This is a genomic window from Streptomyces sp. NPDC002754, assembly GCF_053592315.1.
In genome coordinates this window covers 25,444-38,686 of the sequence record NZ_JBSFVM010000020.1, presented here as the reverse complement: position 1 = coordinate 38,686, position 13,243 = coordinate 25,444, and the positions used below count along the sequence as shown (strand labels likewise).

Genomic DNA, 13,243 nt, shown 5'->3' with positions numbered 1-13,243 from the left:
CGCGGGGTCCGGGGCAGCGCCCCGTGGCGTCAACCACGGTCGACCGCAACAGAACCACGGGCGTACCGCCCCGGCGGCACCCCCACCACCCGCTTGAAGCACCGCGTCAAATGTGACTGGTCATAGAACCCACACGCCTCCGCCACACCGGCAGGTGCTTGCCCACCCAGCAACAACCCCCGCGCCCGATCCACCCGCCGCGCCATCAAGTACTGATGCGGAGCAATCCCGTACGCCGCCCCGAACGACCGCACCAGATGCGCCGGATGCGCATGCACAAGCCCCGCCGCCTCCCTCAGGTCGACCCCCTCCACCACCCGCGCATCGAGCAACTCCCGCAACGCAGCCGCCACCCGCCGATCCGGCACCGGCTTACGCACATCGGCCAGCGCCGGCCGCAACCGCTCCCGGAGCCGCTCCCCGACGAGCGCGAGCCGCCCCGCGGCCTCCAGCTCGTCCCCGCGGTGCGCGAGCGCACCGTGCAGCTGCCCGATCCGCCGCCGCAGCATCGGATCCACCAGGTCGGGCCGGTCCACGGCGGCCCCGATGAACGAAGAGTCGAGCGGCCCGTCGCCCGCCGCGTCCAGGTACAGCACCCGCTTCCGGAACCCCTCCGGCGTCGCGGCCTGCCCATTGTGCGGAACGTGCGGCGGCAGCAGCGAGACCGTGCCGAGCGGCGTCCCGTGCTCGTGCCGCTCCAGGTCGTAGCGGACCGCGCCCTCGTCGACGATGAGCAGCGTCCAGGTGTCGTGCACGTGCATCGGATAGACGTGCCGTGTGAAGTGGGCGTGGAAGACCTCCGTGACACCCGGCACACCGGGCCGCCACGCACTGATCTCCTCTCCGGAACCAGAACCGGGACCGCTGACCGCCATGCAAAAAACGTACAAGACCAGCAGGTAAGCCACCCGGCAGTCTCAACCCATGAGCACCGAGACCACCGCTACCGCCACGACCGCCCCCGCCTCCGTCCGCTTCGACACCAAGATCGCGGTGCTGCTCCGCGACGACCTGGAGACCTGGCAGCGCCTGAACGTCACGGCCTTCCTGGTCAGCGGCCTCGGCCCGCAGCTGCCCGAGGTGATCGGCGAACCCTACGAGGACGCGGACGGCACCCCGTACCTGCCGATGTTCCGCCAGCCGGTGCTGGTCTTCGAAGGCGGCAAGGACCTCCTGAAGACCGCCCACGAACGCGCCCTGCGCCGCGCCCTGCCCCGCGCCGTCTTCACGTCCGACCTGTTCGCCACCGGCCACGACGCCGACAACAGGGCGGCCGTACGCGCGGTGTCCGCCGCCGAGCTCGACCTGGTGGGCCTCGCGGTCTATGGCCCGCGTAACGCGGTCGACAAGGTTCTGAAGGGCGCCCGCATGCACCCGTGACTCGCAGCACCCGTGACTCGCAGCACCCGTGACCCGCATGCACCCGTGACCCGCATGCACCCGTGAGCCGGATCCGCGGTCCTGCGGCTACTTCTTGCGGTGGTTCAGAAGCTGCTCGCGCAGGACCGTGAGCTGGTGCGACGTCTCCACGGCGAGGCCCTCCTCCAGCGTCGTCATCGCCAGCAGCAGCGCGTCCGCCACCATCAGGGCCGTGAGCGCCTCCGTGGTGATTCCGGTGGGCGTGTGCGGGGCGGTGAGGACCGCGTCGACCCGGTCCCCGTACAGCTCGGCCAGCTCGTCCGTGACGAGGACGACCCGCGCGCCCACCGCCCGCGCCCGGTCGATCAGCACCGTCAACTCGGGGAGATCGCGGCCCGGTTGGAAGATGACGACCGCGTCGCCCTTGCGCAGCCGCAGCAGATGGTCCGCGAGGGCGAACCCCGTCGCCCCGACGTACTGCGCCCTGCGCCCGACCCTGCCGAGTGCCAACGCCAGGTGTCGCGCGGCGAGTTCGGACGCCGCGACCCCGTAGCAGTGGATCTCGCCGGCCTCGGCCAGAGCCGCCACGGCGTCCCGCAGCGCCTCGCCCGGCGTCAGCCGCCGGGCGTGCTCGATGCGCTCGGCGGCCTCGTCGAACACCTCGCCCCAGATGGCGTCCAGATCGCGGCCGACATGGTCGATGCGCTGCTTGAGCCGCACCTCGGGCGCCACCGCGGACGTGAGGTCCGAGGCCAGCTCCCGCTTGAGCGCGGGCAGCCCCGCGTACCCGAGGCGTTGCAGCGTGCGCACCACGCTCGCGTTGCTGGTGCCGCTCGCCGCCCCCAGTTCCTGCGCGGACGCGAACAGCAGGGACTCGGCCGGCGCGCTCACCAGGTACTGGGCCACCGCCCGCTCGGACGCGGACAGCTCGTCCCAGTGCTCGCGCACGGCGCCGCGCAGCCGAGCGGCCCCATCGGTAATTTTCATTACAGCTATTGACTCTCGTGTGACGGCCGTTACTCTCCTGGACAACGCATTCCAAGTGGAGAGCATCTCGTAATCGACGTTACACCGCGGTTTCGGGAACGGACCCTCACGGGCCCTCTCCGTGGCAAGGAGAACCATGGCATCCCGGACCCTCCCGGTCATCGACATCAGCGGCACCCCCCTGGCCCGCGGCCGGCAGTACGGCGAGGCCGTGCGTCCCCAACTGCACGCCGCCATCGGCTACTACGAGCAGGCCTTCGGCCAGTCCGCGGGCCTGACCTGGGACCGGGTCACCGCACGCGCGGCCCGCTGGCTGGAGCCGGTGCGCGCCTACGCCCCCGAACTCCTCGAAGAGATGCGGGGGATCGCCGACGGGGCGGGCGTCGACGTCCTGGACGTCCTCGCGCTCAACGCCCGCGGCGAGGTCATCTACGACCGCTCCTTCAAGGACATGGCCGCCGAGAAGGAGGAGGACCCCGCCGAAGAGGCTCCCGATGGCTGCACCTCCTTCGCCGCCTTCGGCGAGGCCAGCGGAGACGGCCACGTATGGGCGGGCCAGAACTGGGACTGGCGGGCCGGCGTCGCCGACACCGTCGTCATGATCCGGATCGTCCAGCCGCCCAAGCCCACCGTGATCATGCAGGTGGAGGCGGGCCAGATCGGCCGCCAGGGCGCCAACTCCGCCGGAATCGCCCTCAACGCCAACGGCCTCGGCGGCCGGTTCAGCGAGGCGATCGGCCTCCCGCAGACCGTCATCCGCCGCAGCGTCCTCGACACCCACACCGTCACCGACGCCCTCGACGTCCTGTGCCGCACCCGCGCCCACATCGCCAGCAACGCCCTGCTGACCTGCCGGGAGGGCTTCGCCGTCGACCTGGAGACGACGCCCGCGGGCATCGGCTGGCTGAACCCGACGAACGGCCTGCTCGTGCACGGCAACCACTACCAGGCCGGCGTCCCCGCGGCCCTCGCCGCCGACTACCGCCCGATGTCCTCCGACTCCCTGGTCCGCGTCCCGCGCGCCGAGCAGGGCCTCGCCGCGCTGCGGGAGTCCGGCGGCCCCGACGAGTCCCGCAAGCTCATCAAGCAGGCGATGTCGGACCACCTGGGCCTGCCCGAGTCCCTGTGCACCCACCCCGACGTCCGCAAGCCGGAGGTCAAGCACTGGATGACGCTCGTCTCGTCCTGCGTCGACCTGACCAGCGGCGACTACCACGTCACCGCCGGCACCCCCTGCGACCGCGACTACCAGCACCTGCCCTGGAACCTCTACGACGGCCCGTACGGAGACGCCCGATGAGACGCCTGATGGCGACGAAGCCCCGAAGAGTGCCGGCCGCGGCCCTGCTCGCCACGGTCACCCTCCTCGTCACCACCGCCTGCGCGGGCGCCGACCGCCCCGAGGGGGAGGGCGGCGGCACCCCGGCCGCCGACCTGAAGCTGGACGCCACCACTCCCGCCGCCAACGGCCCAGTGAAGAAGGCGAATTGGCTCCTTGAGGACGAGCCGGACTCCCTCGACCTGGATGCGCAGGGCGGCAGCGCGGGCCGCGTAGTCCTCACCAACGTATGCGAGCGCCTCTACCAGCTCCAGCCGGACATGACGACGAAGCCGCAGCTCGCCGAGAAGGCCGAAACGTCCGACGGTGGACGGAAGTTGACCTTCACCGTCCGCGACGGCGTCACGTTCCACGACGGCAAGAAGCTGACCGCCGACGACGTGCTGTGGTCGCTGAAGCGGCACGCCTCCAAGGACATGGAACAGTCCGACGAGTTCGAGAACGTCACCTCGATGAAGAAGACGGCCGCCGACCGCGTCACCGTCACCTTCAAGGCGCCCGACGCCATGTTCCTCAAGGCCATGGCGGGCGACGCGGGCATCGTCTGGAACAGGGCCCAAGTCGACAAGGCGGGCAAGGAGTTCGGCACGCCCGGACATCCGGACGCCTGCTCGGGACCGTACGAACTCGCCCGCTGGAAGTCCGGCGACTCGATCACCCTGCGCGCCTACGACGACTACTGGGGCAAGAAGCCGCTCACCCACGAGGTCGTCTTCCGCTGGGCCTCCGACAGCGCGCTGGTCAACGCGCTCAAGACGGGCGCGGCCGACGGCGCGTACGCGGAGTCCCCGAACACGGCGGCGGCGCTGCGCGCGGACAAGGACCTCAAGCAGTACTACGGCCCCTCCACCGCCTCGCTCGCCCTCATCCCCACCGACCGCGGCGGCCTCACCGACCCGAAGATCCGCCGCGCCCTCTCGCTCTCCCTCGACCGCACGGGCATCGCCGACTCCGGCTACGGCGGCCTCGTGCAGCCATGGGCGTCACCGGTCGGCTCGGGCGCCTGGGGCTACGAGAAGGACGAATTCGCCGCCGCGCAGAAGAAGTTGAAACACCTCGCCCCCGCCTCGCCCACCGCGTCCGACCTCGCCCGCGCCAAGAAGCTCGTCAAGGAGGCGGGCGCCCCCACCGCCCCCGTCGTCATCGGCACCGACGCGAGCCAGGGCCGCACCGTCATCGCGAACGCGACCCGCGCCGCCCTCCAGCGCGTCGGCATCCGCGCGGAGATCAAGACCGTGCCGACCGCCCAGTTCGAGGAGTTCTACAGCGACCCGACGGCCCGCGCCGACATCGACGTACTCGTGGGCGACTGGTACATCTCCAAGGCCGACCCCATGGGCTTCTACGACAACGGGCTCTCCGGCTCCTCGAACAACTGGGTCGGATTCAAGGACGCCGCGTACGACCGGCAGGTGAAGCAGGCACTCTCCACCCTCGACGACGCCGCCCGCGCGAAGCTCGCCATCACCGTCCAGCGCACCTTCGTCGAGTCCGCGGTGTGGATCCCGGTGGCCCAGGTGCCCACGATCCTCGTCCTGGACAAGAAGCTGACCGGGCCGACGGCCTCGCAGGCCTACCTCTACTACCCGTGGGCCGCCGAACTCGGCGCGAGGAAGGGGAAGTAGTGGCAGCCATCAAAGTACTTCCGCTGCGCGCGGTGGCGCTCCTCTCGCGTCGCCTCGCCGGTCTGGTCGCGACCCTCGTCGCCGCCTCGTTCGTCATCTTCGCCGCCGTGTACGCGGCGCCCGGCGACCCCGCGGTCTTCCTCGCGGGCGGCCGCGACAAGCTGACACCCGAACGGCTCGCGCAGGTCCGCGCGCAGTACCACCTCGACGAACCGCTCGTCGTGCAGTACGGCCGCTGGCTGTGGGACACCGTCCACCTCGACCTCGGCCGCTCCTTCAAGTACGGCGACCAGGTCGCGGACCTCATCTCCTCCCGGCTCGCCACCACGCTCGAACTCGTCGCCTACGCAACGGTGTTGTACGTGATCCTCGGGGTCGGCGCCGGGATCCTCGCGTCGGTGCGGCGCTCGACGTGGGTCGACTCGGCGGTGGTCGGCGGCACGACGCTCGCCGCCTCCGTCCCCTCGTTCGTCGCCGCGATCGCGCTGGTCTCGCTGTTCGGCGTGCAGCTCGGCTGGTTCCCGGTGACCGGCTCGGGCTCGGGCCTCGCGGGCACCCTGCACCACCTGACGCTGCCCGCCGTCTCGCTGGCCCTCGGCGCGCTCGCCATCATCAGCCGCGTCACCCGGCAGGCCATGGCGGACGCCGCCGCGTCCGACCACGTCGAGGCGGCCCGCGCCTCCGGCGTCCCGGAACGCGAGATCGTCCGCCGGCACGTCCTGCGCAACGCGCTGGGCCCCATCGTCACCATGTGTGGACTCGTCATGGCGGGCATGCTCGCCGGCACGGTCGTCGTCGAGACGGCGTTCGGCATCAGCGGCATCGGCTCCCTGCTCGTCAACGCGATCAACACCCACGACTTCCCGGTGGCGCAGGCCGTCCTGCTCCTCATGGTCACCGGATACGTGGTCGTGACGACGCTCGTCGACCTCGTGCACCCCCTCCTGGACCCGAGAGTGAAGGAGGCCCACGCATGACGGCGGCCCTCAGCCTGACCCCGGTCGGGACCACCCGGCGCCCGCTCGGCGTCACCCTCGCCGGGGCGGTGCTCGCGCTCGTGGTGCTCGCGGCGCTCGCCGCGCCCCTGCTCGCGCCCTACGCACCCGACGCCATCGACCTCTCCGCCTCCCTCGTCGGCACCGGTTCCGAGCACCTCCTCGGCACCGACTCCTCCGGTCAGGACCTGCTGTCCCGCGTCCTGTACGGCGCCCGGTCCAGCCTCGTCGCACCGGTCGCGCTGCTCGCGGTGGCCGCGGCGCTCGGCGTCACGCTCGGAGTGCTCGCCGCCTGGCGCGGCGGCTGGGTGGACACGCTGGTCTCCCGGCTCACGGACGTGATGTACGCCTTCCCCGGCCTGCTCTTCACGGTCCTGATCATCGCGGTGTTCGGCGCGGGCATGACGACGTCGGTCCTCGCGCTCGGCCTCGCCTTCACTCCGACCATCGCCAAGTACACGCGCTCTCTGGCCCTTTCGGAGGCCCGCAAGCCGTACGTCGACGCGTACCGGGTCCAGGGCATGGGCGGCGCCCGGATCTGCGCGCTGCACCTCGTCCCGAACCTGGGCCGGTCGATCCTCGGCTACCTGGTCGTCCTCTTCGGCGAGGCCCTGATGTCCCTCGCGACCCTCTCCTACCTGGGCTTCGGAGCCCAACCGCCGTCCTCCGACTGGGGCTTGATGGTCCAGGAGGGCCAGGCCGCGATCGTCCAGGGCGCACTCCTGCCCGCCCTCGTGCCCGGCACGGCCATCGCCCTGGTCGTCGTCTCCTTCAACGTCGTCGGGGTATGGGCGGCCGACCGCCTCGGAAAGCAGTCCTGATGACTACGACCATGAAGACGCTTCTCTCGATCGAGGACCTCACCGTCACGGTCCCCGGCGCCGCCCGCCCCCTCCTCGATTCCGTCTCCCTGAACGTCGCCGAGGGCGAAGTCGTCGGCCTGGTAGGGGAGTCGGGCTCCGGCAAGTCGACGACGGCGAAGGCGGCGCTCGGCCTGCTGCCGGACGGCGCCACGACCACGGGAACGGTCCGGGTCGAAGGCTCGGACGTCCTGGCCCTGCGCGGCGAGGAGTTGCGGAAGCACAGGTCGGAGACGGCCGCGATGATCCACCAGGACCCGCGCGCCGCCCTCAACCCCGTCCGCCGCATCGGCGACTTCCTGACGGAACGAGGGGCGACGAAGGCGGAGGCGCTCGACCTGCTCGCCGCGGTCGGCCTGCCCGACCCCGCCCGGCACGTGCGCCAGCGCCCGCACGAACTCTCCGGCGGAATGCTCCAACGTGTCGTCATCGCGGGGGCGTTGGCGGCCCGCCCGCGGCTCCTCCTCGCGGACGAGGCGACCAGTGCGCTCGACGTCACGACCCAGGCGGAGATCCTCACGCAGCTCCGCGAGGCCCGGGAGTCCCGGGGCGCCGGCCTCCTCTTCATCACACACGACCTGCACCTGGCGGCGGCCTACTGCGACCGGGTCCACGTCATGTACGCGGGCCGCGTGGTCGAACACCGTACGGCGGACGCGCTGTTCACGGCTCCGGCCCACCCGTACACCCGCGGCCTCCTGGCCTGCTCCCCAACGCTGGGCGAGTCCCGCCCCCTTGCCCCGATCCCGGGCAAGCCGCCGTCCCTCTCGGACACGTTCGGGGGGTGTCCGTTCGTGGACCGCTGTCCGGACGCGGATGCCGAGTGCGCCAACTGGCACCCGGAACCAAGCCCTTTGCCGGACGGCGGAACCGTCACATGCCGCCGCACCGCCCCCACGCCCCGGGGCTCCGCCCCGGACCCCGCTGCTCAATCGCCGCAGGGGCTTAAAGACGCGCCTCAAACGCCGGCGGGGCTTGATTCGCCTCAATCGCCGGCGGGGCTCCAAATGGAGCCCCTGCGGCGATTGAGCAGGCCCGTCCGGCAGGACTTTCGGGAAGGGGCGGGGTGGGGGAGACAGCCCACGGCGCCGCGCGACGAGACGAACGGGGAAGGCCCCAAGTGACCACGCAACCACCACTCCTGGACGTCACGGACCTCCGTAAGACCTACGGCACCCACACCGCCGCCGAAGCGATCAGCTTCACCCTCACCCCCGGCGGCGCCCTGGGGATCGTCGGGGAATCCGGCTCCGGCAAGACCACCGTCGCCCGCATGCTCGTCGGCCTCGTCCCCCCGGACCACGGCACGATCAAGGTCGACGGCACCCCAAGGCCCGCCAAACCCCCTCGCGGCAAGACCCCCCGCCTGGCCAGAGCCCGCCAGATCCAAATGGTGTTCCAGGACCCCTACGTATCGCTCGACCCCCGCCTCACGGCGGACGAGTGCCTGCGCTCCGCCCTGCGCCTGCACGGCCGCGACGAATCCACCGCATCCGCCCTCCTCGACCAGGTGGGCCTCGGCGCGCGCGAGGCCACCGCCCGCCCCCGCCACCTCTCCGGCGGCCAGCGCCAACGCCTGGCCATCGCCCGCGCACTCGCCGTCGACCCCCAAGTGCTGGTCCTCGACGAGGCGGTCGCCGCGCTCGACGTCTCCATCCAGGCGCAGATCCTGCGGCTCCTCGACGAGATCCGCCGGGACACCGGAGTGGCCCTGGTCTTCGTCAGCCACGACCTGGCGGTCGTCCAGCACGTCACGGACGAGGTGCTGGTGATGCGGCGGGGCAGAGTGGTCGAACGGGGGCCCACGCACCGCGTATTGAGCGAGCCCACCGACCCGTATACCCGGCTGCTGCTCGCCTCGGTGCCGGGCCGGGGCTGGGACCCGGCGGACGCGGTCGCGGCCCGGGCCGCACTCACGTAGCCGCCCGTCCGAAAAAGGCAGGAGCCCCGCTGCCGTGAGGCGCGGGGCTCCTTGGGTACTGCGCTAGGTTCCGGATCAGATCACGGCAACTACCGTGCGATCGCGAAGGATCAGACGGGGGTGACGTTCTCCGCCTGCGGACCCTTCGGGCCCTGCGTGACGTCGAAGTTCACGGCCTGGTTCTCCTCAAGGGAGCGGAAGCCGCTCGCATTGATCGCGGAGTAGTGGACGAAGACGTCCGGGCCGCCGCCTTCCTGGGCGATGAAGCCAAAGCCCTTTTCAGCGTTGAACCACTTCACGGTTCCGGTAGCCATAAGCCCTCCTATGGGCCAAAGGGTTGCCCTGTTCCAGAACCTGCAAATGCACTTGCGAACAATGCAAAAGTCTGAAAATGACGAGAGCCCGCGGTCACATGCTCCGCAGGCTCTGTACTGCAAGGGAAACCAAACTGCAACTTGCGATGGAGCCTAGCACGCAGGCAGCCGAAAGCAATAGAGGCCAAGATCACTTCACTCGCAGGTTTGACGGGGTCTCCGTGGGGGTTGACCGCGATGCCGTACCCGACCCGGACCCCGCACCGTACCGCATGGGGTTTAGTCTCGCGATGTGGACAATTCTCCCGAGACCCTGAAGGCCGCGCGGCGCACTCGTCCGCGAGTGGGCCACATCCAGTTCCTGAACTGCATGCCTCTGTACTGGGGGCTTGCCAGGACGGGCTCGCTCCTGGACTTCGAGCTGACGAAGGACACGCCGGAGAAGCTGAGCGAGCAGCTGGTGAACGGTGACCTCGACATCGGTCCCATCACCCTCGTCGAGTTCCTCAAGGCGGCCGACGACCTCGTCGCGTTCCCCAATCTCGCCGTGGGTTGCGACGGCCCCGTGATGTCCTGCGTGATCGTCTCGCAGGTCCCCCTCGACCAGCTCGACGGCCGGCGCGTGGCCCTCGGGTCCACCTCTCGTACGTCGGTCAGGCTCGCGCAGCTGCTGCTGGCCGAGCGCTTCGGCGTACAGCCCGACTACTACACGTGCCCGCCTGACCTGGGGCTGATGATGCAGGACGCGGAGGCGGCCGTGCTCATCGGGGACGCGGCGCTGCGGGCCAATCTGCACGACGCCCCGCGGCTCGGCCTCCAGGTGCACGACCTGGGTGCGCTGTGGAAGGAGTGGACGGGGCTGCCGTTCGTCTTCGCGGTGTGGGCGGCACGCAAGGAGTACGTGGAGCGCGAACCGGAGATCACCCAGAAGGTGCACGAGGCGTTCCTGGCCTCCCGCGACGTCTCCCTGGAGGAGGTCACCAAGGTCGCCGAGCAGGCGGCGCGCTGGGAGGTCTTCGACGAGAAGATCCTCGAGGAGTACTTCACGACGCTCGACTTCCGCTTCGGTCCCGCACAACTGGAAGGCGTCACGGAGTTCGCGCGACGGGTCGGACCGACGACGGGGTTTCCCGCGGATGTCCGGGTCGATCTGCTGATGTCGTGAATTCTTCCTGAGTGCGCTTGTGGGCCGGCGTTCTCCGGCGCGGGATTCCTGGAACGTTGTACGGGAATTCTGCGCCGGTGGGTGAATTCGGTATGAATTCACGGTGATCCACCCGGTCTTCCCGATGTGTTCCCGATGCGTCCCGGATGTGTTCCGGGGCTTTCGAGAGGCGTGTGCGCGGACGAGGCGCGGGGCTACGCTGCTGGTGCGTGCGTGCACATTGGGGGAGGTCCGCATCATGCAGCCGCTTCAGACCGGCGAACCCACGGCGGTGGGGCCCTACCGCTTGCTCGGCAGGATCGGTTCGGGCGGCATGGGCCGGGTGTATCTGGGCCGCAGCGCCGGAGGGCGCACCGTCGCCGTGAAGATCGTGCACCCGCACTTCGCGCTCGACGACGAGTTCCGGGCCCGCTTCAAGCGTGAGGTGCAGGCGGCCCGCCGGGTGGGCGGTGCCTGGACGGCGCCGGTGCTCGACGCCGACCCGGACGCCGAGGTGCCGTGGGTGGCGACGGGATACGTCGCGGGCCCCTCGCTCACCGAGGCCGCGGGCCGGGGCGCGGGCCTGCCCGACCATTCGGTACGGGTTCTGGGCGCCGGCCTCGCCGAGGCGCTCGCGGCCGTGCACGGCCTGGGGCTCGTGCACCGCGACGTGAAGCCGTCGAACGTGCTGCTGACCCTGGACGGGCCGCGGCTCATCGACTTCGGCATCGCCCGCGCCACCGACGGCACGGCCTCGCTCACCTCCACCGGCGTCTCCATCGGCTCGCCCGGCTACATGTCGCCCGAGCAGATCCTCGGCAAGGGCGTCACGGGCGCCGCGGACGTCTTCTCGCTCGGTGCCGTCCTCGTGTACGCGGCCATGGGGTCGTCCCCCTTTCCCGGTGACTCGTCGGCCGCGCTGCTCTACAAGGTCGTCCACGAGCAGCCCGAACTGGGCTCGCTGACCGGCGAATTGCGCGAGGTCGCCGCGGCCTGCCTCGCGAAGGATCCGGCCGCGCGCCCCACTCCCGAGGAGGTCGCCCGGCGCCTCGCCCCGGACGGCGCCGCGCGTCTCGTGCAGGCGGGGTGGCTGCCGGGGCCGATGGTGGAGGAGGTCTCGCGCGGCGCGGTGCGGCTCCTGGACCTGGAGGGCGCCCCCGCCGACGTCCCGCACTCGGGGCCTGTCGGCTTCAATGCCCCTGCCGTGACCGGGAGTTCGGAGCCGGCCGGCGTCTTCGGGCCACCGGACCCCGCGTACGCGCGCGTGCCCACGCCTCGTACGGAGGGGTCACCCACCGAGTCGAAGCAGGACGCCGTACCGGGGCGCCTGTCGATGTCCGTGACGGCGAGCTCGACCCCCGGCGAGTCGAACGGGCGGGGCCGCAGGGTGAGTTGTTCGGTGGCGCTCGCCGTGGCGGGCGCGTTCGCGGCGGTGACGGTGGGCGGCGTGGTCCTGTTCACCATGCTGCCGAGCGAAGGCGGCGGCGACCAGAGCGGCGCGAGCGACGCCCGGCCCACTCCGTCCGCCGCGTCCAGGGCGCCGGGCGTACCGCAGTTCTACGTAGGGGCGTGGGACGGGCCCGCGAAGCAGGCGGGGGTCTCTTTCGGGACGTTCCGCGTCGACCTGAAGCAGGCCAGGGCCGGCCAGCGGGTCGGCAAGGTGACGTCGACGGATCCGCTGGGCATCCAGTGCGTCGACGTACTGACCTTGAAGTCCGCCGACGGCAAGGCGCTCGTGGCCGCGGGGAAGGCCGCGCCCGGCAACCCGGGCACCTGCGCGAGCGGCACGCACACCGTGCGCCTCACCCGGGACGGCACGTCCCTCAAGTACACCTCGCAGTATCCGGCCGCCGGCAACCCGACGGCGGACCTCGACCGGGTCAAGGGCGGCTGAGGTCCGGTGCGGGGGGACATGGTGCGGGGCGGCGCGCTGATCGCCGTCGAGGCCGGTGCGCCGGTCGTGCTGGTCGCGCTCGCCGCCCTGTGGGGCGCGGCCTGCGGGCTGCTGCTGCCGCGGCCCGCGTACCGGCTGTCCGTCGAGCCGGGGGAGCCGTGGCGGCCGGGGCGCGGCTGGGTGGGGGCCGGGCCCGGTTCCGTCCGGCTGGCCCTGATCACCGGCGCGGCCTGCGCGCTGCTCGCCGCCACCACCGACACCCGGCCGGAGCTCGGCGCCTGGCTGCTGCTCGCGCCGCTCGGCGTGCTCCTGGCCACCGTCGACTTCGCGGTGCACCGGCTGCCGGACGTGCTCACGCTGCCGCTCGCCGGGCTCACCGTGCTCGCGCTCGGCGGGGCCGCGCTGCTGCCGGAGGCCGGCGGGGCGTGGAGCGGCGCACTGTGGGGCGCGCTCGGTCTCGGCGGCGGCTACCTGCTGCTTCTGCTCGCCTACCCGAAGGGGATGGGCTTCGGGGACGTGAAGCTGGCGGTCGGGCTCGGCGCGGCGCTCGGCTGGTACGGGTGGGGTGTGCTGTTCCTGGGCGCCTTCGCGGGCGTGCTGTTCAACGGTCTGTACGCGCTGGTCCTGGTGGTCGCGCGGCGGGCCGGGCGCGGGACCGAGATCCCGTTCGGCCCCTTCATGATTCTGGGCGCCCTCGCGGGGGTTCTGCTGGGCGGTCTGGGCGCCTGACGTACGCTGAGATTTCAGCTCAGACTCGTCGAGATTCCAGCTCGAACTCGGCAGATTCCTCCGAAAGGGGCTCGTC

General features: G+C 71.4%; 12 protein-coding genes and 1 pseudogene. 10 read left to right on the top strand and 3 right to left on the bottom strand.

Annotated features, from left to right (window positions below; all coding sequences use genetic code 11):
• Nucleotides 1-29: 29 nt before the first annotated feature.
• Entirely contained in the window at nt 30-875 is an 846-nt protein-coding gene (locus ACWD2L_RS29455) for a helix-turn-helix domain-containing protein (RefSeq protein WP_351344989.1), read from the bottom strand.
• A 49-nt stretch (nt 876-924) separates the two neighbouring features.
• On the opposite strand from ACWD2L_RS29455, the gene ACWD2L_RS29450 reads away from it, so the two are divergent.
• Entirely contained in the window at nt 925-1,380 is a 456-nt protein-coding gene (locus ACWD2L_RS29450; protein WP_351344992.1) for a DUF2000 domain-containing protein, read from the top strand.
• An 87-nt stretch (nt 1,381-1,467) separates the two neighbouring features.
• Here ACWD2L_RS29450 and ACWD2L_RS29445 read toward each other — a convergent pair whose 3' ends face one another.
• Nucleotides 1,468-2,346 carry a MurR/RpiR family transcriptional regulator gene (locus tag ACWD2L_RS29445; protein WP_351344995.1) on the bottom strand — a complete coding sequence of 293 codons (879 nt, stop codon included), beginning with the start codon at nt 2,344-2,346 and terminating at the stop codon, nt 1,468-1,470.
• A 136-nt stretch (nt 2,347-2,482) separates the two neighbouring features.
• Here ACWD2L_RS29445 and ACWD2L_RS29440 point away from each other — a divergent pair, with 136 nt between their 5' ends.
• The 6 genes and pseudogenes from ACWD2L_RS29440 to ACWD2L_RS29415 all read left to right on the top strand — a co-directional run bounded on the left by ACWD2L_RS29440 (nt 2,483) and on the right by ACWD2L_RS29415 (nt 9,086).
• On the top strand, nt 2,483-3,646 hold the full coding sequence (locus ACWD2L_RS29440; protein ID WP_351344998.1) for a C45 family peptidase: 1,164 nt from the start codon (nt 2,483-2,485) through the stop codon (nt 3,644-3,646).
• A gap of 8 nt (nt 3,647-3,654) precedes the next feature.
• On the top strand, nt 3,655-5,310 hold the full coding sequence (locus tag ACWD2L_RS29435) for an ABC transporter substrate-binding protein (protein ID WP_351345001.1): 1,656 nt from the start codon (nt 3,655-3,657) through the stop codon (nt 5,308-5,310).
• Between the two features lie 8 nt (nt 5,311-5,318).
• Nucleotides 5,319-6,287, top strand: a complete 969-nt coding sequence (locus tag ACWD2L_RS29430) for an ABC transporter permease (RefSeq protein ID WP_351345006.1) — start codon at nt 5,319-5,321, stop codon at nt 6,285-6,287.
• Nucleotides 6,284-7,126 carry an ABC transporter permease gene (locus tag ACWD2L_RS29425; RefSeq protein WP_351345003.1) on the top strand — a complete coding sequence of 281 codons (843 nt, stop codon included), beginning with the start codon at nt 6,284-6,286 and terminating at the stop codon, nt 7,124-7,126. Before ACWD2L_RS29430 ends, ACWD2L_RS29425 begins: the two co-directional genes overlap by 4 nt.
• An 11-nt stretch (nt 7,127-7,137) precedes the next feature.
• Nucleotides 7,138-8,070 (top strand): annotated as a pseudogene (locus ACWD2L_RS29420) (ABC transporter ATP-binding protein); the annotation flags it as partial.
• 215 nt (nt 8,071-8,285) lie between these two features.
• Complete coding sequence (locus ACWD2L_RS29415; protein WP_351341652.1) at nt 8,286-9,086, top strand: ABC transporter ATP-binding protein; 801 nt, start codon at nt 8,286-8,288, stop codon at nt 9,084-9,086.
• 110 nt (nt 9,087-9,196) lie between these two features.
• Here the strand turns inward: ACWD2L_RS29415 and ACWD2L_RS29410 are convergent, their stop codons facing one another.
• Entirely contained in the window at nt 9,197-9,400 is a 204-nt protein-coding gene (locus ACWD2L_RS29410; RefSeq protein ID WP_100836743.1) for a cold-shock protein, read from the bottom strand.
• A 313-nt stretch (nt 9,401-9,713) separates the two neighbouring features.
• Here ACWD2L_RS29410 and ACWD2L_RS29405 point away from each other — a divergent pair, with 313 nt between their 5' ends.
• From ACWD2L_RS29405 to ACWD2L_RS29395, 3 genes are all read left to right on the top strand, one after another.
• Entirely contained in the window at nt 9,714-10,565 is an 852-nt protein-coding gene (locus ACWD2L_RS29405) for a menaquinone biosynthetic enzyme MqnA/MqnD family protein (protein WP_351341661.1), read from the top strand.
• A gap of 238 nt (nt 10,566-10,803) precedes the next feature.
• Nucleotides 10,804-12,438 carry a serine/threonine-protein kinase gene (locus ACWD2L_RS29400; RefSeq protein ID WP_351341648.1) on the top strand — a complete coding sequence of 545 codons (1,635 nt, stop codon included), beginning with the start codon at nt 10,804-10,806 and terminating at the stop codon, nt 12,436-12,438.
• Nucleotides 12,439-12,456: 18 nt separating this feature from the next.
• Nucleotides 12,457-13,167 carry an A24 family peptidase gene (locus ACWD2L_RS29395; protein WP_351341658.1) on the top strand — a complete coding sequence of 237 codons (711 nt, stop codon included), beginning with the start codon at nt 12,457-12,459 and terminating at the stop codon, nt 13,165-13,167.
• Nucleotides 13,168-13,243: the final 76 nt, after the last annotated feature.